25 protein-coding genes are annotated in these 26752 nt (G+C 33.6%); 5 read left to right on the top strand and 20 right to left on the bottom strand.

The features are described 5' to 3' along the window. Positions 1 to 60: 60 nt before the first annotated feature. The 13 genes from ftsA to AC4FQ3_RS13080 all read right to left on the bottom strand — a co-directional run bounded on the left by ftsA (position 61) and on the right by AC4FQ3_RS13080 (position 14543). Positions 61 to 1485: a cell division protein FtsA gene (gene ftsA / locus AC4FQ3_RS13140; RefSeq protein ID WP_073397085.1), complete on the bottom strand. Its 1425-nt coding sequence runs from the start codon at positions 1483 to 1485 to the stop codon at positions 61 to 63. Between the two features lie 6 nt (positions 1486 to 1491). Next, a complete protein-coding gene (locus AC4FQ3_RS13135) occupies positions 1492 to 2214 on the bottom strand; it encodes a cell division protein FtsQ/DivIB (protein ID WP_302094725.1) in 723 nt (240 codons plus the stop codon). Next, a complete protein-coding gene (gene murC / locus AC4FQ3_RS13130) occupies positions 2201 to 3550 on the bottom strand; it encodes a UDP-N-acetylmuramate--L-alanine ligase (RefSeq protein ID WP_491182128.1) in 1350 nt (449 codons plus the stop codon). The genes AC4FQ3_RS13135 and murC overlap by 14 nt, the downstream gene beginning before the upstream one ends. A 155-nt stretch (positions 3551 to 3705) precedes the next feature. Then, the gene (gene murG / locus AC4FQ3_RS13125) at positions 3706 to 4791 is read right to left on the bottom strand and encodes an undecaprenyldiphospho-muramoylpentapeptide beta-N-acetylglucosaminyltransferase (RefSeq protein WP_491182127.1); all 1086 of its coding nucleotides are present in this window, start codon (positions 4789 to 4791) and stop codon (positions 3706 to 3708) included. 44 nt (positions 4792 to 4835) lie between these two features. Further along, complete coding sequence (locus tag AC4FQ3_RS13120; RefSeq protein ID WP_302094722.1) at positions 4836 to 6167, bottom strand: FtsW/RodA/SpoVE family cell cycle protein; 1332 nt, start codon at positions 6165 to 6167, stop codon at positions 4836 to 4838. A gap of 81 nt (positions 6168 to 6248) precedes the next feature. Further along, the gene (gene murD / locus AC4FQ3_RS13115) at positions 6249 to 7580 is read right to left on the bottom strand and encodes a UDP-N-acetylmuramoyl-L-alanine--D-glutamate ligase (protein ID WP_463462184.1); all 1332 of its coding nucleotides are present in this window, start codon (positions 7578 to 7580) and stop codon (positions 6249 to 6251) included. A gap of 64 nt (positions 7581 to 7644) precedes the next feature. Then, positions 7645 to 7998 (bottom strand): four helix bundle protein, encoded by a 354-nt coding sequence (locus tag AC4FQ3_RS13110; protein ID WP_491182126.1) that lies wholly within the window; start codon positions 7996 to 7998, stop codon positions 7645 to 7647. Positions 7999 to 8049: 51 nt separating this feature from the next. Next, a complete protein-coding gene (gene mraY, locus AC4FQ3_RS13105; RefSeq protein WP_042564049.1) occupies positions 8050 to 9282 on the bottom strand; it encodes a phospho-N-acetylmuramoyl-pentapeptide-transferase in 1233 nt (410 codons plus the stop codon). A gap of 80 nt (positions 9283 to 9362) precedes the next feature. Continuing rightward, a complete protein-coding gene (locus AC4FQ3_RS13100) occupies positions 9363 to 10826 on the bottom strand; it encodes a UDP-N-acetylmuramoyl-L-alanyl-D-glutamate--2,6-diaminopimelate ligase (RefSeq protein WP_491182125.1) in 1464 nt (487 codons plus the stop codon). Next, positions 10823 to 12835, bottom strand: coding sequence for a penicillin-binding protein (locus AC4FQ3_RS13095; protein WP_491182124.1), 2013 nt, complete (start codon positions 12833 to 12835; stop codon positions 10823 to 10825). Before AC4FQ3_RS13095 ends, AC4FQ3_RS13100 begins: the two co-directional genes overlap by 4 nt. Next, a complete protein-coding gene (locus AC4FQ3_RS13090) occupies positions 12826 to 13173 on the bottom strand; it encodes an FtsL-like putative cell division protein (RefSeq protein ID WP_042563792.1) in 348 nt (115 codons plus the stop codon). Before AC4FQ3_RS13090 ends, AC4FQ3_RS13095 begins: the two co-directional genes overlap by 10 nt. Before the next feature lie 13 nt (positions 13174 to 13186). Next, the gene (gene rsmH, locus AC4FQ3_RS13085; RefSeq protein WP_491182123.1) at positions 13187 to 14095 is read right to left on the bottom strand and encodes a 16S rRNA (cytosine(1402)-N(4))-methyltransferase RsmH; all 909 of its coding nucleotides are present in this window, start codon (positions 14093 to 14095) and stop codon (positions 13187 to 13189) included. Continuing rightward, positions 14070 to 14543, bottom strand: a complete 474-nt coding sequence (locus tag AC4FQ3_RS13080; protein ID WP_042563791.1) for a division/cell wall cluster transcriptional repressor MraZ — start codon at positions 14541 to 14543, stop codon at positions 14070 to 14072. Before AC4FQ3_RS13080 ends, rsmH begins: the two co-directional genes overlap by 26 nt. A 377-nt stretch (positions 14544 to 14920) precedes the next feature. Here AC4FQ3_RS13080 and AC4FQ3_RS13075 point away from each other — a divergent pair, with 377 nt between their 5' ends. Continuing rightward, a complete protein-coding gene (locus AC4FQ3_RS13075) occupies positions 14921 to 15685 on the top strand; it encodes an alpha/beta fold hydrolase (RefSeq protein WP_042563790.1) in 765 nt (254 codons plus the stop codon). Between the two features lie 42 nt (positions 15686 to 15727). Further along, entirely contained in the window at positions 15728 to 16348 is a 621-nt protein-coding gene (gene yihA / locus AC4FQ3_RS13070) for a ribosome biogenesis GTP-binding protein YihA/YsxC (RefSeq protein ID WP_042563789.1), read from the top strand. A gap of 217 nt (positions 16349 to 16565) precedes the next feature. Here yihA and gldC read toward each other — a convergent pair whose 3' ends face one another. Further along, a complete protein-coding gene (gene gldC / locus AC4FQ3_RS13065; protein WP_042563788.1) occupies positions 16566 to 16901 on the bottom strand; it encodes a gliding motility protein GldC in 336 nt (111 codons plus the stop codon). Continuing rightward, positions 16901 to 17857, bottom strand: a complete 957-nt coding sequence (gene gldB, locus AC4FQ3_RS13060) for a gliding motility lipoprotein GldB (RefSeq protein WP_491182122.1) — start codon at positions 17855 to 17857, stop codon at positions 16901 to 16903. The genes gldC and gldB overlap by 1 nt, the downstream gene beginning before the upstream one ends. A gap of 99 nt (positions 17858 to 17956) precedes the next feature. Between gldB and nadE the strand changes: the two genes are divergently transcribed. After that, a complete protein-coding gene (gene nadE, locus AC4FQ3_RS13055) occupies positions 17957 to 18763 on the top strand; it encodes an NAD(+) synthase (protein WP_042563786.1) in 807 nt (268 codons plus the stop codon). A gap of 94 nt (positions 18764 to 18857) precedes the next feature. Beyond that, positions 18858 to 19487, top strand: coding sequence for a response regulator transcription factor (locus AC4FQ3_RS13050; protein ID WP_026730588.1), 630 nt, complete (start codon positions 18858 to 18860; stop codon positions 19485 to 19487). A 103-nt stretch (positions 19488 to 19590) separates the two neighbouring features. On the opposite strand, the gene dnaG is transcribed toward AC4FQ3_RS13050, so the two are convergent. The 5 genes from dnaG to AC4FQ3_RS13025 all read right to left on the bottom strand — a co-directional run bounded on the left by dnaG (position 19591) and on the right by AC4FQ3_RS13025 (position 25470). Further along, the gene (gene dnaG / locus AC4FQ3_RS13045) at positions 19591 to 21648 is read right to left on the bottom strand and encodes a DNA primase (protein ID WP_042563785.1); all 2058 of its coding nucleotides are present in this window, start codon (positions 21646 to 21648) and stop codon (positions 19591 to 19593) included. Between the two features lie 128 nt (positions 21649 to 21776). Further along, entirely contained in the window at positions 21777 to 22829 is a 1053-nt protein-coding gene (locus tag AC4FQ3_RS13040) for an ATP synthase subunit B family protein (protein ID WP_491182121.1), read from the bottom strand. A gap of 168 nt (positions 22830 to 22997) precedes the next feature. After that, positions 22998 to 23756, bottom strand: coding sequence for a hypothetical protein (locus AC4FQ3_RS13035; RefSeq protein WP_491182120.1), 759 nt, complete (start codon positions 23754 to 23756; stop codon positions 22998 to 23000). Continuing rightward, entirely contained in the window at positions 23743 to 24303 is a 561-nt protein-coding gene (locus AC4FQ3_RS13030) for an RNA polymerase sigma factor (protein WP_491182119.1), read from the bottom strand. The genes AC4FQ3_RS13035 and AC4FQ3_RS13030 overlap by 14 nt, the downstream gene beginning before the upstream one ends. A gap of 189 nt (positions 24304 to 24492) precedes the next feature. After that, the gene (locus AC4FQ3_RS13025; RefSeq protein ID WP_042563781.1) at positions 24493 to 25470 is read right to left on the bottom strand and encodes a polyprenyl synthetase family protein; all 978 of its coding nucleotides are present in this window, start codon (positions 25468 to 25470) and stop codon (positions 24493 to 24495) included. Positions 25471 to 25629: 159 nt separating this feature from the next. Between AC4FQ3_RS13025 and AC4FQ3_RS13020 the strand changes: the two genes are divergently transcribed. Continuing rightward, positions 25630 to 26490, top strand: coding sequence for a hypothetical protein (locus AC4FQ3_RS13020; RefSeq protein ID WP_491182118.1), 861 nt, complete (start codon positions 25630 to 25632; stop codon positions 26488 to 26490). The last annotated feature ends 262 nt before the right edge of the window (positions 26491 to 26752 follow it).

The raw sequence follows: 26752 nt of genomic DNA, 5'->3' as shown, positions 1-26752 counted from the left end.
TTAAATACATTTTTTACTTCTTGACTTGGGGCAAAAAGTAATCCTTTTCGTTTTACTTTATTATTCTGCGTTGTCTAAAAAATCTTTAATTTTATCGACATAACGATCAAAAAATGATCTTCTTATTTTTGTTTCTGTAGACTCGTCTTTTGTAGCCACGTTACTTCTAACTTCTCTTGGCGGTTCAAAAGCTTCTACTCTTTCAACGTAGTTTTCTTCAACTTCGTATCGCGGCTGAACAGGTTGTTGTGCCTGAGGCGGAACGTTTCTGTATACTACTTTTGGCTGCTCATTTACAAGTTCCATTCTAACAGCACTTTGTGTGCTATTTTCGATACTGTTCATTACTAAACCAACAGCAGTTGCAAATAATGGACTTGAAATTTCTTCGCTTGAATTTCCTGCTAAATGCTCGTTTGGATATCCAATTCTGGTGTCCATTCCTGTAATGTACTCCACTAATTGTTTTATATGTTTTAGCTGAGCTCCACCACCTGTAAGCACAATTCCTGCAATTAGTTTTTTACGAGGATCTTCGTGTCCGTAAGCTTTAATTTCTGCAAAAACCTGTTCTACAATTTCCACAACACGGGCGTGAATAATTTTAGATAAGTTTTTAAGCGAAATTTCTTTTGGCTCTCTTCCTCTTAAGCCAGGGATAGAAACAATTTCGTTGTCTTTATTTTCTCCCGGCCAGGCTGATCCGAATTTTATTTTTAAAAGCTCTGCTTGTTTTTCGATAATCGAACAGCCTTCTTTAATATCTTCTGTAATTACATTTCCTCCGAAAGGAATTACAGCAGTATGACGAATAATACCATCTTTAAAAATAGCTAAATCTGTTGTTCCGCCACCGATATCGATAAGGGCTACACCAGCTTCTTTTTCTTCCTGACTTAAAACTGCATCTGCCGAAGCCAACGGTTCTAATGTTAATCCGGACAACTCAATTCCTGAGCTCTGAATACATCTTCCAACATTTCTAATAGAAGACGCTTGTCCAACCACCACGTGAAAACTAGATTCTAATCTTCCGCCGTACATTCCGATTGGTTCTTTAATTTCAGATTGTCCGTCGATTTTAAATTCCTGAGGCAAAACGTGAATAATTTCTTCTCCCGGTAACATCGCAAGTTTATTAACCTGATCAATTAAAAGCTGAATATCATTTTCGCCAATTACTTCTTCCGGATTACTACGGCTGATGTAATCTGTATGCTGTATACTTCTAATGTGCTGTCCGGCAATACCTACAACAACATCCTTAATTTTATATCCTGAATTATTTTCTGCTTCTAAAATAGCTTGTTGAATTGATTGAATAGTTTGCGTAATGTTGTTTACAACACCTCTCGCAACACCCAAACTTTTGGATTTACCAATACCCAAAATTTCCAATTTACCATACTCGTTCTTCTTGCCTATCATGGCAACTATTTTGGTTGTTCCAATATCTAGACCTACTGCAATATTATCTTTTTCCATTTTCTATTATTTTGTGCAAACTACTTGTTCCGTAAATCTCAGGTCAATCTTATTGTATTTATATAACGAACTATCTAAAACTGCTTTTTGAAAAAAGGCTTTATAGTTATTAAATTTCTTGTCAACATTCATCGTTCTGCCAAAATCGATAAAGTAATTATAATTTCTATTAAACATTTTTAGGCTACCATTAGGCATAATTTGAATTGCAATGATGTTTTTTTTCAAAAACGCATCGTCATAAATTGTGCGAAATAAGGTAGCTAAATCTTCGTTATTTTTTTTATTTATTGCCCCTGAAACGAGAGGAACCCGCGCCGTAAAATTGTCTGATAAAGGCATTTTATTTCCCTCATAGTCAATATAAAAAGAGTTATCACCATCATAAACTCTCGCTATTGGTGTCTTCTGTTTTACTATCGCTTTTAGAACTCCATCGATACTTACAAAAACATCCGACTTTTCAATCATGTCTTGCGTATCAAGGGTTTTTTCTATCTTATTCAAATCTACTTCATCTTTTCGGATAGTGGAAGCGTCTTTTTTATTTTCTATTAACAATTTATTAACCGCTTCAGGCTTTATGAACAGTGTGTTTTCTCCTACAAAAACAACCATGCATTTCTTCAATTTTCTATCTCCATTTCGATGCTGGGCAAACGAATATAAAAAAAGTACAAGCCCAAAAATGAGTACTAATCGAATATTTGTCCAATTAAATATTTTCATTTAGCATTTTTTTAATTGACGGAACCATTTCTCCAATATCACCAGCTCCTATTGTCACAATTATTGGCGCATCACTGGCTTTGATTTGCGCTAATAAATCACTTTTTGCAACAATTTTTTTGTTCGAATTTGTCATTTTTCCTAACAGCCAATCAGATGTAATCCCTTCCATCGGTAATTCGCGTGCCGGATAAATATCCATCAAGAACACTTCGTCAAATAGAGATAAACTTTCGGCAAATCCGTCGGCAAAATCTCTTGTTCTGCTAAACAAATGCGGCTGAAAAATGGCCAAAACTTTACGATTTGGATACAATTCCCTAACTGCTTGATGTACAGCATTTATTTCTGTTGGATGATGTGCATAATCATCTATATAAACTAATTTGTCAGATTTAATCTGATAAGAAAAACGTCTTCTTATTCCGTTAAAAGAAACCAATGCTTTTGCAATCGAATCTGTAGCAGTCCCGAAAGTTTTTGCCATTGCAATAGCCATCAAAGCATTCATTAAATTGTGTTTTCCTGGCAATCCAAAACGTAAATCTTTCATGATTTCTGATGGCGTCTGCACATCAAAAACATAACTTCCGTCTTCTATTCTAACATTAAACGCCTTATATATAGCATCTTCATTTATAGCACATTGCACTCCTTCAAGAGGCAATTCTTTGGTTATAAACAAATTGTTTTTATTTTCAACTTTATTAGCAAATTCTACAAACGAAGCTTCAATTGCATCACTTGTTCCATAAATATCCAAATGATCTGCATCCATTGATGTTATACAGGCAATATTTGGGTGCAAATGCAAAAACGAACGGTCAAATTCATCTGCTTCTACAACTGTTACGGTTTTTCCACTTCCAATTAAATTAGAGTTGTAATTCTCTACAATTCCGCCCACAAAAGCTGTTACATCTGCACCGCTTTCGTATAAAATGTGACCCAGAATACTTGACGTTGTTGTTTTTCCATGCGTTCCTGCAACGGCAAAACTGAAAGTATCTTTGGTTATAAGTCCCAAAACTTCTGCACGCTTTTTAATTTCGTAATTTCTTTCTATGAAATAATTCCATTCAGAATGTGTTTTAGGCACGGCAGGCGTAAAAATTACCAAAGTATTCTCTACAAAATAATCACTTGGAATCAAACTGATATTATCTTCAAAATGAATATCAATACCACTTTCAATTAATTCACTTGTTAGCATTGATGGCGTTTTGTCGTAGCCTGAAACCTGTTTTCCAATATATTTGAAATAACGGGCCAGCGCACTCATTCCGATGCCTCCAATACCAATAAAATAAACGTTTTGTATTTGATTTAAATTCATTTTAATTTCTAATTTTGAGCTATTTACAGGTTGCTTTATTGTATAAAAAACTAGTAGTTAAGCCTTTGTAATTTTCTTATTTTAATAACTCAAAACACCTAAAAATAGCGTTCTAATTTTTTTATTCTGTTCTATAATTATCTTAAAAAGTTATATTATAACAACTTTTTAATTTCCTCTACTATAACTTTTACAGCATTCGGTCTGGCCAGTTTTTTAATATTTTCACTTAATTGACTTTGTTTTCCTTTATCTTTTAATAAAGCTTCAAAAACGATACTAAACTGACTTTCCAAATCTGATTCTTTTAATAAAACCGCTCCTTTCGCATCTACAATTGCCTGCGCATTTTTGGTTTGATGATCTTCAGCAACGTTTGGTGATGGAATAAAAATTACTGGTTTCCCCACAATACATAATTCCGAAACTGACGATGCTCCTGCACGTGAAATAATCACATCTGCGGCAGCGTACACAAAATCCATTCTTTCAATAAAATCAACTACTCTTACGTTTGGCTGATTGTATTTTTTATAATCTTCAAAATATAATTTTCCGCATTGCCAGATAATCTGAACATCTTGTGAAAGTATACTTTGCAGTTCTTTTTCTATTAACTGGTTGACTCTTCTGGCTCCTAAGCTTCCACCTAAAACCAATAATGTCTTTTTGTTTGGATCTAAACCGTAAAAAGCAATTGCTTCTTCTCTTTTGCTGTCAATATCAATTAAATCCTGACGAACCGGATTTCCTGTTAAAACAATTTTTTCTTTTGGAAAAAAGCGCTCTAAATTTTCGTATGCGACGCAAATAGCATTGGCTTTTTTGCTTAGCAATTTATTTGTAATTCCCGGAAATGAATTTTGCTCCTGAATTACTGTCGGAATTCCTGCTCCTCCTGCCGCTTGCAATAATGGTCCACTGGCAAAACCTCCAGTTCCTATTACTACATTAGGTTTAAATTGTCTGATGATTCTTCTTGACTCTAACAAACTTGTTGCCAATTTCAATGGAAACATCATATTTTGTAACGTCAGTTTTCTTTGCAAACCGGCAATCCAAAGGCCTTTTATTTCATAACCAGCCTGAGGCACTTTTTGCATTTCCATTTTATCTTTGGCACCCACAAAAAGAAATTCTGCATCAGGAAATTGTAATTTTAACTCATTTGCAATAGCGATTGCCGGATAAATATGTCCGCCAGTTCCGCCACCACTTAATATGAATTTATACTTTGTCATATCTTTAAAAGTTATAAGCTCTAAAAGCTATTCTCTTTTTCTTTTTATTTATTTAAAACAGCATTCATCGGATTTCTTGAATTATCTTCGATGGAATACATTGGTTCTCCTTCGTAGATTTCTCCTCTAATTTCTTCTCTCTCATCAATCGGCAAGTCTTCTTCTGCCAATTCTTTATCAATTAATCTTTGAAGTGCTTCTTTTCTTCTTTCTTTTTCTTGTTGCTCTTCTACGATTTCTTCATCTTTTTTAGTCACACTAATGATAATTCCGAGAGCGAAACACGTCATCCAGATCGAACTACCTCCACTACTTATCAGCGGAAGTGTTTGCCCTGTTACAGGCAATAATTCTACTGCAACAGCCATATTAATCATCGCCTGAAATATCATCGGAAAACCGAGCCCAACGACGACTAATTTTCCAAATAATGTGTTGGCTTTATGAGATGCAATTACAAATCTGAACAAAAGCAATAAATACAAAAGCAAAATCGAAACGCCACCAACTAAACCATATTCTTCTACAACAATTGCATAAATAAAATCGGAAGAAGATTGTGGCAAAAAGTTTTTCTGAACACTTTTCCCTGGTCCTAAACCTCCTAATCTCCCCGATGCAATGGCGATTTTTGCTTTTTCAATTTGATAATCATCTTCATCAGGCTTATCTGTAGTAAAGTTCGTAATACGACTTTCCCAGGTTGCTACCCTGCTAAAGAATCTTGATTCCGGAAATGCTTTGGCAACTAATAAAAAGAAAGCCAGCATTGCGATTCCTGAACCGATAATAAAACCGATATATTTTAATGGATACTTACCAATAAAAGTCAACATCATAACCATTGAAAAAATCAACGCTGTTGTCGAAAAGTTAGCTGGTAGAATAAGTACCAACGTAATAAAAACCGGAATCCAAAGCTGTACAAATGAGGTTTGAAACGGCTCATTTTCTTCTTTGGTTTTTGATAAATATCTTGCTACATAAATGAACAAAACTATAGACGCCAAAGTTGAAGTCTGGAATGTGATTCCGATAAAAGGAACCTGGATCCAACGACTTGCATTTGCACCTGCGATTACGGTTCCTTTTAGCAATGTATAAAGCAATAAAATCCATACTACAGGCAAAGCAATTTTTGAAATCGCCCTAAAATAATGATACGGAACTTTATGCACCCAATAAATAATCATGAAACCAATACAAATGTGCGCCAAGTGTTTTACCAAATAGCCCAACGTATTTCCTGTTCCGTGACCGATATAAGCCAAATTACTACTCGCACTAAAAACAGGCATAAACGAAAACAGCGCTAATAAAGCCACGAATGACCATATTACTCTATCTCCTTTTAATTTGTTAACTAACTCCTTCATTGCTTTTAGTTTCAGGTTTCTTTTGTTTCAGGTTTCAAGTTTCGCCTAACGTGAAACTTGAAACCTGAAACTATTTTTCTTTTACAGGTTGTGAACTGCTTGTTTAAACTGTTTTCCTCTGTCTTCGTAGTTTTCGAATAAATCGAAACTTGCGCAAGCCGGAGACAATAAAACAGCATCACCTTTTTCTGTTAATCTTTGTGCTGTTTTTACTGCATCGTTCATGTTGTTTACTTCGACCATGATGTCAACAACAGCTCCAAAAGCATTAATAATTTTATGATTATCAACTCCAAGACAAATAATTGCTTTTACTTTTTCGCGAACTAATGACATCAATTCGTTGTAATCGTTTCCTTTATCAACACCACCCACAATCCAAACTGTTGGTACATTCATACTGTCTAAAGCAAAAAAAGTAGCGTTTACATTTGTCGCTTTTGAATCGTTGATGTATTGTACATTCTGAATTTTTAATACTTTTTCTAAACGGTGTTCAACACCTTGAAAATTTGATAAACTTTCGCGAATTGTTGCATTTCTAATTTGCATCAATTTTGCTACAGAGCTTGCTGCCATTGCATTTTTCATATTATGTTTTCCTTCTAACGCAATGTATTCTGTTTCCATTGTAAACTCTTCTTGGTTGATCTTTATTTCCATTTTGTTGTTATTTATAGAAGCTCCTTCGTCAAAACTTTTTGTTAGTGAAAAAGGAATTAATTTTGCTTTTGTTTTGTTGTTTTTTAACCATTCTGTACTTGCTTCATCATCTGCATCGTAAATCAAATAATCGCTTTCAGTCTGGTTCATTGTTATTCGAAACTTCGAATCGATATAATTTTGATACTTATACTCATATCGGTCTAAATGATCCGGACTTATATTTGTAATTATTGCAATATCAGGTCTGTATTCTATTATTCCGTCAAGTTGAAAACTACTTAATTCAAGAACGTATGCATCATATTTATTTTCGGCTACCTGCCATGCAAAACTTTTTCCGATGTTTCCTCCCAACCCTACATTCAAACCTGCCGATTTCAATAAGTGATGCGTTAACATTGTTGTGGTAGTTTTACCATTACTTCCTGTAATTCCAATTGTAAGAGCTTCTGTAAACGGTTTAGCAAATTCAATTTCCGAAATCACTTTAATCCCCGCTGCGACAAGCTTTTTTACTATGGGAGATTTCTCTGGAATTCCCGGACTTTTCATGACGACATCGGCATTCAAAATCAGGTCTTCTGTGTGTTGCTCTTCTTCCCAGGCAATCCCATTAATTATAAGAACTTCTTTATAGCTTTCTTTTATCTTTCCAAAATCAGAAACAAAAACATCGTATCCTTTTTTCTTTCCGAGAATAGCCGTTCCAACGCCACTTTCTCCTCCGCCTAAAACAACTAGTCTCATAATTTATAAATTAAAAATTGAGAATTAAAAATTAAAAATCTAATACACGAGGCTTCTAATTGCATCACTTTTTCCCTTTTAAGGTTATTATAATTTTCGCTAATATTTTACATATTTCTTCTGCTTCGTTATGAATACTTTCGAATTCATTTACAGAAATATAATCTGTTGCTTTTAATAATTTCAACCAGTAAATTGTTTCTCTTGCTTCCTTGTATGAAATCTCAAGTTTAAACAAAAACTCTTTATCCGATCTTCCTCCTATTGATTCTTCAATATTTGCTCCTATTGAAGTTCCACTTCTTAAAAGTTGTTTACTTAAAACAAACTCTTTTTTTGTATTTGTTAGATGTTTGTATAAATTAACTATTCTAACTGCAAAGAGAAATGACTTCTCTTGAATAATATTCTCCTTCATCTACCCGAACAAACAATCTTTTAATTTTTAATTCTAAATTTTTAATTGAACTTATCTAAGTTTCAAGGTAACAATTGATAATATGGCTAACATAATGGCAACAATCCAGAATCGGGTTACGATTTTACTTTCATGATAGCCCTTTTTTTGATAATGATGATGTAATGGCGACATCAGAAAAATTCTTCGGCCTTCGCCAAAACGTTTCTTTGTATATTTAAAATATGCCACCTGAATAATTACTGAAGCACTTTCCGCAAGGAAAATTCCGCAAAACAATACGATCAAAATTTCTTTACGAACCGCAATTGCCAAAACTGCAATGATTCCACCAATGGTTAAACTTCCGGTATCCCCCATAAAAACAGAGGCGGGATAGGAATTATACCAGAGAAATCCGATCAAAGCTCCCACAAAGGCAGATATAAAAACCGTCATTTCTCCTGAATTGGGTATGTACATTATATTGAGGTAATTCGAAAAAATTATATTTCCTGAAACAAACGTAAATATTCCGAGTGCGAGGACGGATATTGCCGAGGTTCCTGCGGCGAGTCCATCAATTCCATCTGTTAAGTTAGCCCCGTTAGAAACTGCTGTGATGATAAAAATCACTACGGGAATAAAAATCAACCATGCCCATTTTTCATATCCATCTCCTAAAAACGATAAAACTTCTGCATAATCAAATTCATTATTTTTTACGAATGGAATTGTTGTTGCAGTTGATTTTTCTTCAACAGGTGCTGGTACAACCAGAGTTGTAGTCGTATTTGCTTTCAATAAATCAGTTCTTCCAGTATCGGTTCTTACGGTCACAGCAGGATTGAAATACAAAACAGTACCTACAATAAGTCCTAACCCGACTTGTCCAATAACTTTAAAAATTCCTTTAAGCCCTTGTTTATCTTTTTTGAATATTTTGATATAATCATCCACAAAACCAATTGTTCCCATCCAAAGTGTAGTTACAATAAGCAATACGATGTAAATATTTTGCAAACGAGCAAACAATAAAACTGGCACAATAGTGGCAAAAATGATAATCAAGCCACCCATTGTTGGTGTTCCTGCTTTTTCATTTTGACCAGCAAGACCAAGCTCACGAACTGTTTCACCAACTTGCTGCTTACGCAAAAAATTGATAACCCGTTTTCCGTAAATTGTTGATAGAAGCAACGAAAGCATAAATGCCAACGCTGATCTAAAAGTAATGTACTGAAAAACCCCTGCTCCCGGCATGTCTAATGTTTTTCTCAAATATTCAAATAAATAGTATAGCATATCTTTTTGTTTTAAACTCCAATTTTGAAACTCCAAATTCCAATTTATTCTGTGGCATTTTCGGATTTAAAAACTGATTATTATTTATTTAGCTGATCTAATATTTCTTTTACAGTTTCCATATCATCAAAATGATGACGAACTCCATTTATTTCCTGATAGGTCTCGTGTCCTTTTCCGGCAATTAATATAATATCATTAGGCTGAGCCAATTGACAAGCCGTTTTAATAGCTTGCTTCCTGTCTGTAATTCTCAGCATTTTTTTATAATTCTGTGGTTCAACACCTTTTTCCATTTCATCCAAAATCACTTCAGGATCTTCATTTCTTGGATTATCAGATGTTAAAATGGCTTTATCGCTTAAATCTGTAGCAATTTTAGCCATAATTGGTCTTTTAGTTTTATCCCTGTTTCCGCCGCAGCCTACAACCGTAATCAATTGTTCGTTTTTAGTTCGGATGTCGGCAATCGTTTTTAAAACATTGTCTAAGGCATCAGGCGTATGCGCATAATCTACAATTGCTGTAATATTTCCTTCTGAAATGATATACTGAAAACGTCCTGAAACACTTTCTAAATCAGACAATAAACGCAAAGCTTCTAAACTGTCCATTCCTAATTCCACCGCAGTTACATAAATAGCCAGGACATTATAAGCATTAAAAGTTCCGATAAGTTTTACCCAAACTTCGTTATCATTTACTTTCAATAATAAACCTGACAATTGGCTTTCTAAAATTTGAGCTTTAAAATCAGCATAAGTTTTTAGAGCGTAAGTTCTTTTTCTTGCAACCGTATTTTGAAGCATTACGGGTCCGTTTTTATCATCTATATTGGATAAAGCGAAAGCCGTTTTTGGCAATGAATCAAAAAATGATTTTTTTACATCTCTGTATTCTGCAAAAGTTGGATGATAATCTAAATGATCGTGCGAAAGATTCGTAAAAATCCCTCCAACAAAATGCAAAGCTTCTGTACGTTTTTGGTGAATTCCATGCGAACTCACCTCCATAAAACAATGCGTTACACCAGCTTCAATCATCTCATTTAAATAATGATTAATGGTGATAGAATCCGGAGTTGTATGTGTTGCATTATATTCTGTTTCATCAACCATGATTTTTACGGTTGATAATAAACCAACTTTAAAACCTGCTTTTTGAAACAACTGAAACAATAATGACGCAATTGTTGTTTTTCCGTTTGTACCGGTTACGCCAACTAATTTTAATTTTTCAGAAGGATTTCCAAAATAATTAGCTGCCATAAAAGCCAATGCCGTATTGGTATCTTTTACTTTTATATAAGTGATTCCTTTTGCAGGATTCTCTGGTAAAGTATCACAAATAACAGCAATTGCACCTAACTGAATTGCTTTTTCGATATAATCATGACCATCAGAAAGTGATCCGCGAATGGCTATAAAAACATCATTGTCTTCAATTTTTCTTGAATCGAAATCAATTTTGTTTACAGCGATTTCTGTCGAACCTGTTACAGACTCAATAGCTACTTTATATAATATGTCTTTCAGTATTTTCACGATAATTCTAATACTATAGTTGTGTTTTTACTAATATTTTGTCCAGCTTGTAACGACTGTTTTTTTACTTTTCCTACTCCGTTTACTTTTACTCTCAAACCTAAATTTTCTAGTAAAGCGATAGCATCCATTCCCGGCATTCCTTTTAAATCCGGAATTCGATTTGATTTTTTATTGGCTTCAACTACATAATATTTATCATAACTAGAATCCTGTTTTGGAACTCTTGAATCCAGTTTTTTAATTTTATTGGTTGATGGCGCATCTGTAAATATTTTTTGAGCGATTCTTTTAAAAACCGGACCTGCAACATCGGCACCATAATAATTATTCTTAGATGTATTTGGTTTGTGAACCACTACAATACAAGAATATTTAGGATGATCTGCCGGGAAGTATCCTACGAAAGAAGAAGCGTAATACAACGCTGATTTCCCTTCTTTCCCTCCATAATTCATCTGAGCTGTTCCTGTTTTTCCTGCCATCGAAAAATCTTTCGAATACAATTTTGATCCTGTTCCTTTTTTTACAACATTCTCTAATACTGCTTTCAGTTTTTTAATAGTTTCCTGTGAACAAACTCTTGGGTTCATTACTTCAACATCAAACTTTTTAATGGTCTTATTCCACTCTTTAATTTCTGACACAAATTGCGGCCTCACCATTACACCATTATTGGCAACTGAATTGTAAAATGCCAGTGTCTGCATTGGTGTAACTGAAACTTCATATCCAAAAGCCATCCACGGAAGTGAAATTCCCGACCAATGTTTATCTCCTGGTTTTGGTATATATGGCCTTCCTTCTCCTTTAAAATGCAATCCTAACGGTTTATCTAATCCATAACTCTTAATGTGATTCACAAATTTGGATGGATTGCTTTTATAGTTGTCATAAACTGCCTGAACCATTACGGTATTTGACGAAAGTTCGAAACCACGTGCTAATGAAACTTTTCCATAACCTCCATGATGCGAATCATTAACAGGACGCCCGTAATATTTTACTTGTCCGCCGTGACTATCGTAAACCGTACTTGTATCTGCTACTTTATCTTCTAAAATTGCCATTAAATCGACTAATTTAAAAGTCGAACCTGGCTCATGAGATTCTGCAACAGCATAATTTGTGGTTTCGTAATACGATCCGTCTTCTGCTCTTCCTAAATTCGAAATTGCTTTTACGTGACCGGTTTCTGTTTCCATAACTACCACACAACCGTGATCGGCTTCGTAATCTTCCAATTGTTTCAACAAAGCGTGGTGTGCAATATCCTGAATAAAAACATCTATTGTCGAGATTACATCGTAACCATCGATAGGATCAACTTCGTTTAAATCACGAATTGGTTTCCACTGCCCTTTTGCAATTTTTTGTTTTAAAATTTTACCGTCTTTTCCGTTCAGGTAACTTTTAAAAGCCCATTCGATTCCTTTACCTACCTCTACTCCTGTCGCGGGATCAATTCGGTCATAACCAATGGTTCTTTCAGCAATTTTTCCTATTGGATGTTTTCTAACTGTTTCCTGCTCGATGATAATTCCGCCTTTAAACGGACCTAAATTAAACAATGGAAATCCTTTTATTTTTACATATTCGGTATAACTCAAATTGCGTCCTATTAAATAGTAGCGATTTTTATTTTCTCTGGCTTTTCTTAATTCTTTTTCATAGTAACCTCCCGGTCTATCCAAAACCGTTGCTAATGAATCTGATAACGCTTTTACATGCTTTTCAAAAGTTTCTGTTTTTGGCGCTTTTGCATCAAATCTAATTTCATAATTAGGTATTGATGTTGCGAGCAAACTTCCGTCTGCAGAATAGATATTTCCTTTATTTGCCGGAATTATAAAATTCTTAATGGTACGCTGTTTTGCCAGTTTTCTATAGTAATCTCCTTCAACCCATTGAATATTAGTCAATTTAACAACAATAGCAATTGCCATCAAAAAGATGAAAACTGCTACGAGGTAAATTCTGTAGGATATATGTTTATCGTCTACTGCCATATTCTTTTAAAGAAATTTTTTTCTTCTTCTTTTTTAACTTCTATTTTTACAGGAGGAACCGTTGACGGAAAAATTTGCTTTTCCTGCATTTTATCCGATATCGTCGACTCCATTTTTAACTTCATTAATTCTGATCTTCTGTCTACAAATTCTGATCGTAATTCTTTTACTTCATTATTCAGTTTTGCAATTTCAAAAACCTTTTGCTCGTATCGTTGCGTATTGGCAATCATTATTATGGCAAGCAGAATAAGGAAAACAATAAACCGCCAGTTTTTTACCGCGTCATCGTTTAATAGAAATCTTGCTTTTAATATGCTAAATACTCCGCCTTTCATTTTTATACCTTAATTATATCTTTTCAGCAATTCTTAATTTTGCGCTTCTTGCTCTGTTATTAATTTTAATTTCAGTATCATCAGGAACAATTAATTTTCCAATGGTTTTAAAAGGAACTGAGAAGTTTCCAAAAAAATCACGCTCAGGCTCTCCTTCAAACATTCCGTTTTTAATAAATCTTTTTACCAATCTGTCTTCTAAAGAATGATAAGAGATTACTGAAAATCTTCCGCCCGGTTTTAAAATTTCTAACGATTGCTCGATAAATTCTTTTAAAACATCCATTTCCTGATTTACCTCAATTCTAATCGCCTGATAAATCTGCGCTAATATTTTATTTTTAACTCGTTCCGGTAAATATTTTGCCAGAACTTCTTTTAATTCATCTGTTGTTTTAATTGGTCTATGCTCTCTGGCTTCTACAATTGTTCTTGCCAAAACGGGTGCATTTTTCAACTCCCCATAATCAAAAAAAACACGACGTAAATCCTGTTCTTCATATTCGTTAACCACCCGATAAGCATTTAAATCACTTTTCTGATTCATCCGCATATCCAGATCGGCATCAAATCTGGTTGAGAAACCTCGCTCCGGAACATCAAACTGATGGGATGAAACTCCTAAATCTGCCAAAATTCCATCTACACTTTTTACTCCGTGAAAACGTAAAAATCTTTTTATGAATCTAAAGTTCTCATTAATTAAGGTAAACCTTTCATCCGGTAATGCATTTGCAAGCGCATCTTCATCCTGATCAAAAGCAAACAATTTTCCGTTTGGTCCCAATCGTTTCAAAATTTCTTTTGAATGACCTCCGCCACCAAATGTTACATCTACATATATTCCGTCTGGTTTAATATCTAAACCATCAACTGTAGGATGAAGTAAAACCGGATTATGATATTCCATTGTCGTCGTCATTAATATTTCCCATTACTTCTTCGGCTAAATCTGCAAAATCCATATCTTCGCCGCTTATTGATTTTTCATATAAATCCTTATCCCAAATCTCCACAATATTAACCGCAGATGAAAAAACCACATCTTTTGAAATACTTGAAAAAGCAACCAAATCCTTTGGAACCAATAACCTCCCTAATGCATCGATTTCTACCACTTTAACTCCTGCAGTAAATCTTCGGATAAAATCATTGTTCTTTTTTACAAAACGATTAAGCTTGTTGATTTTTTGCATCATCAAATTCCATTCGTCCATTGGATATAATTCTAAACACGGTTGAAAAACAGAGCGCTTCAAAACGAAACCGTCCTGAAGAGATGAAGCCAATTGCTTTTTTAAAGGTGCAGGCATCATTAGCCTTCCTTTAGCATCGACTTTACACTCGTATGTTCCTACAATTGTGTTCAAGAAAAATTCATTAACATGTTATACAGCAAAAATATAAAAAAAAATACCACATTTTACCACAATCTACCACTTTGTTAATAAGTTTAACCACTTTTACCACAACTCACTTAATTAATAGATAATCAATACGATAGATTATAATTATTGAATTGATAATTCTGTTTAACAATTGCAAAAAATACATAGACTTTCTCTTAAAAATTAGCCATAATATTAATTTTTTAACATTTGGCAATTATTCATTTTTAAACAATAAAACCTGATTTTTAACCACTTATAAATTCTACTGAAATTATCTAGTTAAAAAATGTCACCAAAAATTTATTTTTATTTATTAAACCCTATATTTGTCCAAATTGAAATTGGCATTAGATTAAATGGACAAAAACTACAAAAAAGAAGGCAAATACAGCTATTATGAAGCTGGAGAAGGAACTCCTATCGTAATTTTACACGGCTTAATGGGAGGTCTAAGTAACTTTGATGCTGTAGCAGAATATTTCCCAACAAAAGGATACAAAGTTGTTATCCCTGATTTGCCAATATATACCCAAAGTATTCTAAAAACGAACGTAAAAAGTTTTGCGAAATATGTAAAAGACTTTATCACTTTTAAAGGTTTTGATAAAGTAATTTTATTAGGTAATTCACTTGGAGGACATATTGCTCTTTACCATACAAAATTATATCCTGAAAAAGTTGCCGGCCTTGTAATTACCGGAAGTTCTGGTCTTTACGAAAGCGCAATGGGAGACAGTTATCCAAAAAGAGGTGATTATGAATACATCAGAAAGAAAGCTGAAGATGTTTTTTATGATCCAAAAATTGCTACTCCGGAATTGATAGATGAAGTTTATGCAACCGTAAATGACCGCATTAAATTAATCAAAACCTTAACGATTGCAAAGAGTGCTATTCGCCACAATATGGCCAAAGATTTACCAAAAATGACAGTGGAAACCTGTATTATTTGGGGTAAAAATGATGCCGTAACTCCACCAAATGTGGCCGAAGAATTTGATAAATTATTGCCTAATTCATCTTTATACTGGATAGACAAATGTGGACACGCTGCTATGATGGAACATCCTCAGGAATTTAATGCAATTCTTGAAGAATGGCTCGTTAAAAAGAATTTATAGCACTTAACTTTCGATTTTAAGGAGGTTTTAAAAACAAAACACATGAAAATTACAACCGCCGAATTTATTATCAGTAATTCTGAAGTTGCAAAATGTCCACAGGATTTTTTGCCGGAATATGCTTTTATCGGAAGATCAAATGTTGGTAAATCATCGTTGATTAACATGATTACCAATCATAAAAATTTAGCAAAAACATCCGGAAGACCTGGAAAAACACAACTTATAAATCACTTTAAAATCAATAACAATTGGTTTTTAGTCGACTTACCGGGTTACGGTTATGCTAAAGTATCTAAGAAAACAAAATCTGTTTTTCAACAATTTATTACCGATTATTTTGAAACGAGAGAACAGCTTGTATGCGCTTTTGTTTTGATTGATATTCGCCACGAAGCTCAAAATATTGACATTGAATTTATGTCATATATGGGCGAAAGCGAAATTCCGTTTTGCATTATTTTTACTAAAGCAGACAAAATCAGTAAAGTAAAAATAGATTCGCATGTTGCAGCTTACAAAAAACAAATGTTTGCTAATAACTGGGAAGAAATGCCTCGATATTTTGTAACCTCATCTACAGAATCCACCGGAAAAGAAGAACTTTTATCTTATATCGACGAAGTAAATCAGGAAGTTTTTAAGAACAATAGTCAGTTTTAAAATTCCAAAATTTAAATTCCAAATTCCAATAAAAGGAATAATCAAATAGAAAATCCCAAATTCCAATTTATAATTGGAATTTGGGATTTTTTTATTTGGAATTTCAATTCCTTGGGTTATTTTGTCAAACTTTGTATAAAAAAACCTTTGTCAAGGTTTAAAACTTTGACAAAGGTTTCCCGTATAGTTTGGAATTTGGAATTTAAAATATTGGGATTTATTTAGTAAGTTCCAGTTTCTCTGCAAAATAATCACAGAAATCTTTCATTGTATCTGCCATCTTTTCGTCGTCTGTGGCACGTTTAAACGTATCTGACATTGCTACTAATGTTTGGTGAAAGAAAATTTTCATTTCATCAACCGGCATATCTTTTGTCCACAAATCAATACGCATTGTTTCTTTAGCTTTGCTATCCCAAATAGACAACATTATTGCTTTTGCTTCTTCAGCTTGTACGCCACCGTCTTGCGCGCTCCATGTTAATTTTTCAGGAACACGGTTTTCGTCTAATTCTATATTGAATTTAATTTCTGAGTTTATTGTATCTGACATTATTTCTTAGGTTTATATTTGGACTTTTCGAAAATTTCTTTAGCATTTGTTTTTAATAATTCCGGCAGCGTTACATTATTATTTTTCATGAACGAACGTACTACTTGCCAGCCAATCCAGGCACCAACTCTTCCGGGAGAATCGTTATCTATTTCAAGATAAAATTTAGAAAATGGTGCAGGAGCAATAAATCGGGTATTTAATTTAGGATCTTCACTATACAGCATTTCATTTTCAATAAAATGACGCCACATGTATTCTTCATTTTCTTCACACCATTTTATTTGTTCTGACGTATAACCCATTTTTTCTGCATCTGTATAGTCTGGTAAAAGCAAATCTTTGGCATACAATTGTTTTCCTTCAAAAATCATTTGAGAAAGCAAAGTTCTATCCGCAGAAGCCTGAATTTTTCTAAAAGAAAAACTAGAAACTACATCAGGCATAATTTGCCTTTCCTCAAAATTCTCTTTCAGGTAATTGGGAAATTCATAAAACTTATGGTTTTTTCCCAAATACAATTCTAATGCAACAATAACCAGACTATCTGCGTAAATTGCTTTTGCATTATAATCCATTTCTCCAATTACCGTAATTACTTTTGGTATTTTAGTTTCAGGAAAATAATATTTTACGTGTTGGAAAAGCGCATTGAATTCTTCACGAACAGGTTCAAAATTGGAATATTTTTTTTCAACTTCTGTGTAAACTTCTCTCCAGATTGGATCCTGCATTTTATTCAGCCACACATTATCATCATTTCCGGCAGGGAAAAAGAAAGGATATTGTTTTTTTACTTTGGCTAAATCCTGAGGTTTTGTTTCAAAAAATACTTTATCGAAACGTTCTACTTTTACATCAACCGGAATTTCCTCAACAGCTTTTTCTACTTTACTTTTTTGATCACAAGACAAAAAAAACAAGCACAGAACCACTACAAAGCGATATAATTTCATTTTATTTTAATTAGATTTGTGTTGCATGAATTTAAGCACAACATGCACTTAAAAATATTTGTGCAAATATACATTCCAGTATCTTAAACTTGACCTATTATGACTAAAAAAAGCACAATTCAAGCAGAAAAAGTAAATACGCATATTGTTGAGTGGTTAAAAAATTACGCTAACAATGCAAAAGTAAATGGTTTTGTAATCGGAATTTCCGGTGGAGTTGACTCTGCTGTAACTTCTACTCTATGTGCCCAGACGGGTTTAAAAGTTCTATGTGTTGAAATGCCTATTCATCAGGCAGAAAGTCAGGTTTCGAGAGGAAGAGAACATATTGACCAATTGAAAAAGCGTTTTCCTAACGTTTCGGATGTAAAAACTGACTTAACATCAACTTTTGAAGCTTTTAAGGCTTCTGTGCCATCTACAGAAGATTCAACAAAAGTTAATTTATCACTAGCTAACACACGTGCACGTATCCGTATGACGTCATTATATTATTTAGCCGGAATTCATGGCTTATTAGTTGCAGGAACAGGGAACAAGGTAGAAGACTTTGGTGTTGGTTTTTATACTAAATATGGAGACGGTGGAGTCGATTTAAGTCCAATTGCTGACTTAATGAAGTCTGATGTTTATGCTCTTGGAGAATTTTTAACAATTCCAGCCTCAATTTTAACAGCAGCGCCTACAGATGGTTTATTTGGTGATAACAGAACCGATGAGGACCAATTGGGAGCAAGTTACGACGAACTTGAATGGGCAATGGAAGCCTCAGAGTCAGGAAAGACGCCAGCTGACTTCACAGGGAGAGAAAAATCTGTCTTTGAAATTTATAAACGTTTAAACACCAGCAACAAGCATAAAATGGATGCCATACCTGTCTGTTTAATACCAAAAACGTTAAAATAAAACTTTTTAACATTTGTCTGCGATTAATTACAGAATTTATTTATTAATTTTACAGCTCCAAAAAACATGATAATAATTCTAAAAAGGTAAAATTATGATTAAAGTATGTCTTGCAGACAATCATCCTGTGACTCACTTTGGCGTGAAATCTTATTTCAAAGACCACGATCAAATTTCAATTGTTGCTAACGTAGGCAATTTTTCAATGGTTAGAGATATTCTTCAGACGAAGGAGATCGATATTCTAATTCTGGATTTAGAATTAGAAGGTCTTTCGAGCATCTTCGAAGTGAAATCTATCCTAAAAAATTTCCCGAAAACAAAAATTGTAATCTTCAGTGATCTCGCTGAACAAATGTATGCTCCAAACGCGATTAAAGCGGGAGTTTCCGGGTACGTGCACAAAACAGAAAAACTTGAAACTTTAGGTCTTTCTATTATTAAAGTACACGAAGGGAAAATTATTATCAACGAAACTGTACGTAAAAACATGGCGCTTATTGCTAAACAAAGCAAAAGCGAACGCTTGTACAGAAAACTTTCGAACCGCGAAATTGAGGTTTTGCGTTACTTAAGCGATGGTAAAAAGAATAATGAAATCTCTAAAATTTTAAACCTGAACGAAAAAACGATCAGTACTTACAAATTGAGATTATTAACTAAATTAAACGTGACTAATTTAGTTGACTTAGTAAATAAAGCTAAGACATTAGAAATTATTTAATGGTGTAAAATTACTCTTGCTGATATCTTCCAAATATCAGTTGAATAATCCAGAAACCGTAAACAAAAGCTCTGTACTATTAAGTACAGAGCTTTTTAAGTTTTTAGTGATAAGGAACTACAACCCTGCCTAATTTTCTTGAAAAATTATTCAGCAGCTTAGAATAATCAACTACCATAGATAAAAGCTCTGAATTATCTTCTTGCGGATCTGACAATAAAGATTGTTTTAATTCCTGTATAATTTTTGAAACCAAATACCAGCGCATGGAGAAAATAGTATCAGAAACATTTTGTTCTATTGTTACATTTTTATGTTTTGGAAAAATATTTTGCCCTTCCCAATTGTGAATAGCCACTTTTTCATCTTCCATTAATATATTGGTCACTTCCTGAGCAAATTCCGGTGGTAAATGCATTAAATATTTATCTAAACTAAAACTTTCGTTTTGGTTGTAGAAATCAATCAAACCGTTAAAAATACTTTGGAATAAAGAATTGGAGAGTTCCACCTCATCTTCCTGAAGACTTAAATATACTTTTTCGTAAACCTTATATTTTCTTTTTTCGCTTACTTCTTTAATAACGCCTTCTTCATCGGCTTTTAAGTAAACATCTTCAAAATCTTCGAGAACACTTCCGTAAAGCAATAATATTTCGATTATTTTGCGTTCAAAACCATATAGAATATCTACTTTTTCTGCCTGTTGCGGATATCCCGATTCTCCAGGATAATCATCCGGAGGACCTGTTCTTGGATCATCTGGATCGCCGCCAGAATAACCGGTATTTGGATTTTGGTTTCTAACTACTTCAAAAGGTTTTTGTTGCTGCTTTTGCTTTTTATCAGCATCAGCAATATCTTTTTGAATCAACTGTGCCAGTGTGCTTACTAAAACCTGCTCAGAAATATCCATAATTCGGGCACATTCCTGAAGATATACTTCTCGCTGAATACGGTCTGGTATTTTCGAAATACTAGTTACCATATCCCGAATCAAATCTGCTTTTTTGATTGGGTCGTTTTTGGCTTCGTTCATTAAAATTGAAGCTTTAAACTGTATAAAATCTTTGCTGTTTGCTTCTAAATAGGCTACTAAATCATCATGAGAATTTTTTCGTGCAAAACTATCCGGATCTTCCCCATCAGGAAAACCACAAACTCTTACGTTCATTCCTTCTTCCAGAATCAAATCGATTCCTCGAATAGACGCGCGCAAACCTGCAGCATCTCCATCAAAAAGCACAGTAATGTTTTTTGTTAAACGATTGACCAAACGAATCTGATCTGGCGTTAAAGCCGTTCCTGAAGAAGCAACAACATTCTCGATTCCGGCCTGATGAAACTGGATTACATCTGTATAACCTTCAACCAAATAGCAATTGTTGAGTTTTGCGATCGATTGTTTGGCCTGAAAAATTCCGTAAAGCACTCTACTTTTATGGTAAATATCACTTTCGGGAGAATTTAAATATTTGGCTGCTTTTTTATCATTGGTTAAAATACGCCCTCCAAATCCTAAAACTCGTCCGGACATACTTTCTATAGGAAACATTACACGACCCTTAAAACGGTCAAAAGGGCGATCTTCTCTGGCAATTGTCAAACCCGTGCTTTCCAGAAATTCCAGTTTGTATCCTTTACCCAAAGCTTCTTTGGTCAGTGCGTCCCAGGTTTCCGGTGAATATCCTAAACTGAATTTCTTGATGGTTTCGTTGGTAAAACCTCTTTCTTTAAAATAGGAAAGTCCAATTGCTTTTCCTTCTTCTGAATGTAAAAGTGTATTATGAAAATATTCTTTTGCAAATTCTGAAACCAAGTACATACTTTCGCGAACATCCGTAATGGCTTTTTCAGCATCTGTCTGTTCAGTTTCTTCAATTTCAATATTGTATTTTCTGGCTAAATACCGAATGGCTTCCGGATAGGTAAATTGTGAGTGTTCCATTAAAAATTTAACAGAGTTCCCTCCTTTTCCGGTACTAAAATCTTTCCAGATTCCTTTTGCTGGCGACACCATAAACGACGGAGAGCGCTCATCTGAGAACGGACTCAGACCTTTAAAATTACTTCCGGCGCGTTTTAAATTTACGAAATCACCAATAACCTCCTCTACACGAGCAGTTTCAAAAACAGTATCAATTGTATTTTGTGAGATCAAAACGTAAAATATTTTTAAAATTTAGAGCCTGTAAAAGTACATAAATCAATCTTGAAATCTGATCATTTTTTCATAAAAAAAGCACCTCTTTCGAAGTGCTTTTTTACTAACTAAACTCAACGCAATTTTTAATTTAAATCGAAACGCAATCCTAATGAAATATTTTTTTCGTCAACCAGATTATCCTGAAACAAAGGATTTAAATCATATTTTGCATACAAACTCAACGATTTGTAACCGATGTAAGAACTTAATCCGTAAATAAAATTATTTACATTATAATCGCCTTTTATGGTTGTTTTATATTTTAAATCTTCTTCTTCAAATTTTAAAATTTGTTTCGATTTTACGTTAATTCCGGCATAACCTCCAATTCCGAAACGGAAACTTTTATGTGTTTTAAAATACGTTTTTCCGTTATTTACTGTGGGCTTAGTAAAATCAAATTCTAAATGTACAGGCAATACTAAATACACGTTTCTAAATCGGGATTCATTGAGATGTATCCTATTGACCTCCAAATTTGTCTGATCTTGATTTACTACAAAACTGCGATTGTCTGTTGGACGAATATTATTATACATTAATGACAGTCCGTATTTTGCATGCAATAAATTATCGTTTTTCATTAATCTTGAATTATAAGTAAAACCCCATTCATAAAAATGCGAACCTATAAAACTGTAATTCGAATCCTGAAGTTTGCCATCGACCATCATATTATTTAACCCCATTGCAAATACAAATTGCGAAGTGGTTCTTTTTTCGCCATGAATAGAATCTTTTGTTTTTTTTCTTTCTTCCCAATTTCGGTCATTCCAGTGAATAACCAGCATATGTTTTTTTGTTGAATCCTGCTCTTGAATTTTTCCATCTACTTTTTGCTGTACCAGATCATTAAGTTCATTTTGAGCCAAAGTAACTTTTTCTTCGATTATTACGGCTCGGGCTTCAGCCAGTTCTTTCTTGCGTTTATCGGCTTGTTCCTGAGTTATTTTCCCTTCTGACAACTGAACATTTACAGCTTCAACTTCTTCTTTTAAAGCAGCTTTTTCTTCTTTTGTTATCTTTTCTATTTTGTCGGCAATTTGCCTTGCCCTAGATTCAAAAGTTTCCTGTCCCAACACTTTGCTGACAAATAAGAAAACTAAAATTACGAGGTAAACGGTAAAATTTTTCATGATTGATTTTTTAAAATGATTTTGATTGATGATGATTAATTGTGAATTGTAAATACTTTTATTCCATCTCCATCGGGTTAAAACCCGACGCTACAATATGGATCGTTCCTCCGGAACTAAAAATCTATATTCTATTTTCTTTACTCTTTCTTCTTTACTCTTTCTTCTTTACTCTATTTTCTTTACTCTATTTTCTTTACTTTCCTGATTTCGATTCGCCAATGCCACTTTTACGGTTTGATAATTTTTATTGACTTTTGTAATTACTTTTTCTCTAAACGAAGTTTCTAATTCTCCATCGACTTGATTAAGTAAATCATTGGCGTTGATTTTTATTTTCGATTTTGGTTTAGCCGAATGTTCTGCCACCACAGTTTTTTCGGCTGTGTTTAGCAATTGATCGACATTTTCATTTTTAGAAGTTTCGACAACTGAAGTTTGATTATTGATTGATTGTTTTTCCTGATTGTTTTTGATGATGACTGAAGACTCCGCTATTTGATTTTTTTCATTTTTTATAAGTTGTTGATATGATTTTTGTACAGAAACATCTGGATTACTATTTGCTTCTTTTTTATTTGATGTTTTAATTGTTGCTTTTTCTGAAACTGCAATTTCTATTTTACCAGATTCTATCCTATTTATATTGGGTTTTACTGCTGAGTCTTTTTTTGTAATTTCTTCTATAACGACATTATTCTTTTGAGTCTCAACAGAATCTTTCTTCTGATTGAAAAAGAAAGTTCCAACTAATAAAAAACCAACAATACTTGCCGCGATATACAACCATTTATAGTTCTTTTTAGGCTGCTTTTCTTCTGCAATACTCAACATAGCGTCTAATCGATCCCAGGCTTTGTTGCTTGGTTCAATTGTACGTTGGTTTAGTTTTTCACGGAAATCCTTTTCAAAATTATTCGGTTCCATTATCTTGTTTTTTTAATGTATTAATTTGTGTTTGCAGCATTTTTCTGGCGTGCGATAATTGCGATTTTGATGTTCCTTCATTTACACCTAACATCTTGGCAATCTCATTGTGTTTATAACCTTCAATTGCATATAAATTGAAAACCATTTTATAACCGTCTGGCAAAGCATCAATTAAAAACTGAATTTGTTCTATCGAAAACTGGCTGTCAATGGCGTTGAAACTTTCTTCGACATAAATTTCGTCTTCGGTAAATTTTACCTTTTTCTGAACTCTTAAATACGATATGCATTCATTCACCATAATTCGGCGAATCCAGCCTTCAAAACTTCCTTTGTGTTCAAATTTGTTCAGATTGGTAAACACTTTCATGAAAGCAGTTATCATTACATCTTCTGCCAGTTGAATGTCTTTTATATATTGTCGACAAACACTTAACATTTTTGGAGAAAACCGACCGTAAATTTGCTGTTGAGCTTGTCGATTATTCTCGACAGCCAACTTTATAATTTCAGTTTCTTCCTGATGTAAATGAATAATTTTCATTAATAAGCGTTCCGGTTTTGTTTTACTAACAGACTTCTATTAGCATAGACGAGTTTGGTTTTGAAATGGTTGCATGGAAAATAAAAAAAATCAAAAAATAAATTCCAAATTCCAAAATAAAAAACAAAAACAACTGATTTACAACAAAGTAAAACAATTTTCTAATTTTCTAATTGACAAATTATCTAATTACTTCTTTCTCTCAATAACGTAATTCACCATCAGAATAAGGGCATCTTTAAACTCAGAATCGGGGTAATTCTCTAATAGTGAAAGTGCTTCCTGCTGGAATTCGATCATTTTATTTTCGGCGTAAGCCAAACCATTATTGTTTTTTACAAAAGCAATAACTTCTTTTACGCGTTTTTTGTCTTTGTTGTGGTTTTTGATGGAGTTTATCAGCCACTTTTTTTCTTGCGGAGTACAAGTATTTAAAACATGAATTAAAGGCAAAGTCATTTTTTGCTCTTTAATATCGATTCCGGTTGGTTTACCTATGGCTTCTTCGCTGTAATCGAATAAGTCGTCTTTGATTTGAAATGCCATTCCGATAAGTTCACCGAATTTGCGCATGTTCTCGACCTGAATATCATCTTCAATTACCGATTTTGCACCAAGAGCGCAACAAGCCGCAATAAGTGTAGCAGTTTTTTTTCGGATAATTTCGTAATAAACCTCTTCGGTAATATCGAGTCTTCTAGCTTTTTCTATCTGAAGTAATTCTCCTTCGCTCATTTCGCGAACGGCGACAGAAATAATTCGGAGTAAATCGAAATCGCCATTATCTATCGAAAGCAATAATCCTTTCGACAATAAATAATCACCAACCAAAACAGCAATTTTATTTTTCCAAAGTGCATTGATAGAAAAGAATCCGCGGCGGCGATTACTGTCGTCCACTACATCATCATGTACTAAAGTTGCGGTGTGAATCAACTCAATAACAGAAGCTCCTCGATACGTTCTTTCATTTACAATACCCCCGGAAACCATTTTTGATGTCAGAAAAACAAACATCGGACGCATTTGTTTTCCTTTTCGATTTACAATATAATACGTAATTCTATTCAGCAACGCAACCTTTGAGGTCATCGATTCATGGAACTTTTTTTCGAAAAGTTCCATTTCGTTAAAAATGGGCTGTTTTATTTGAGAAGTAATGTTCATTTCGACTCCAAATATACTATTTTAAATAAAAAAACGTTGACTATTTTATGTTAGTATATGAACAATTTATGTACTAATTAAAAAATTAACCAAAAAAACATCTAATTCCAATTCCCAATTTGAATTCATTAATTAAAAGTAAAACCTAAACTATTTATTATGAAAACAAAATTTTTATTAATTGGAACTTGTATCACTTTATCATTTTTTATTAGTTGTAATTCTGATGAAAGTGGAAACGACGGAACGAATGCTAAAATTTCAAATGACGAAATTGTTACCAATTCTAAAATTGATGCATCGATAGAGGATGTAACTAATATTGCTGAAGATCAATTTGATGCTCAGCAAAACAGCACTAATAAACCTAGCGGAATAATCAAAAACTTTTTACCAAGCTGCGCCACAATTACTACTGTTTTAACCAATAATACCTGGACAAGAACGGTCAATTTTGGTGTTGAAGGCTGTACGCTAGACAATGGAAATTCGGTAAAAGGAAAAATGACTGTTTCGTTCTCTAATGACTTTTCTGCATCGACACAAACGATTAGTTATACTTTTGAAGGTTTTTATCACAATGGTAAAAAAATTGAGGGAAGCAAGAGCATTGTTCGGACAAAAAAAGCTACCGATTTGCTTGCAGAAGTGCATCCTGTTTTAACAGCAACAATTGACATGACTGTTACTTTTGATGATGGAGGCGTTTATACCCGAAAAGGAACTTTGACAAAAGAAACTATTTCCGGTTATGATACCTGGTTTAATTGGGACGATAATAAATCTGTTGTAACAGGAAGCGGAACCACGACTTTCCCAAATGGAGATACTTATTCGGCAGAAATTACAACTCCACTGGAATTTAATGCTGCGTGTAAAAAACCATTTGCCGTAAAAGGTGTTTTATCGTTAACTAAAAACGGCGCTAATGCGATTATTGATTATGGAAATGGAGATTGCAACACTTTGGTAACAGTTACTAAAGATGGAGTAACCGAAGAAATAGATTTGAAAAAATAAGCCTTTTTTGCCCAAAAAAAGCATTAAAAACAGGTTTGATCTTGTCTTTAATGCTTTTTTATTTATATAATTAAATGTGTAGTCCCCAACGGGACATTCTATCGGTTATCGTTTTTTTCTACCAATATGTAATTCCTAACGGAATATTTTGCTGCTATTAAATGATTAGATTGGTATTATTCTGCTTTTTTATAACTTAATTCTTTCAATAAATATCTCGGAGAGATTACATATTGGTAGAAATTAATTATTACGCGTGTAT

This window comes from Flavobacterium sp. AK-345 (genome assembly GCF_058310175.1).
Note: the sequence above shows the minus strand (reverse complement) of the source record. Positions and strands in the feature narration are given on the sequence as shown.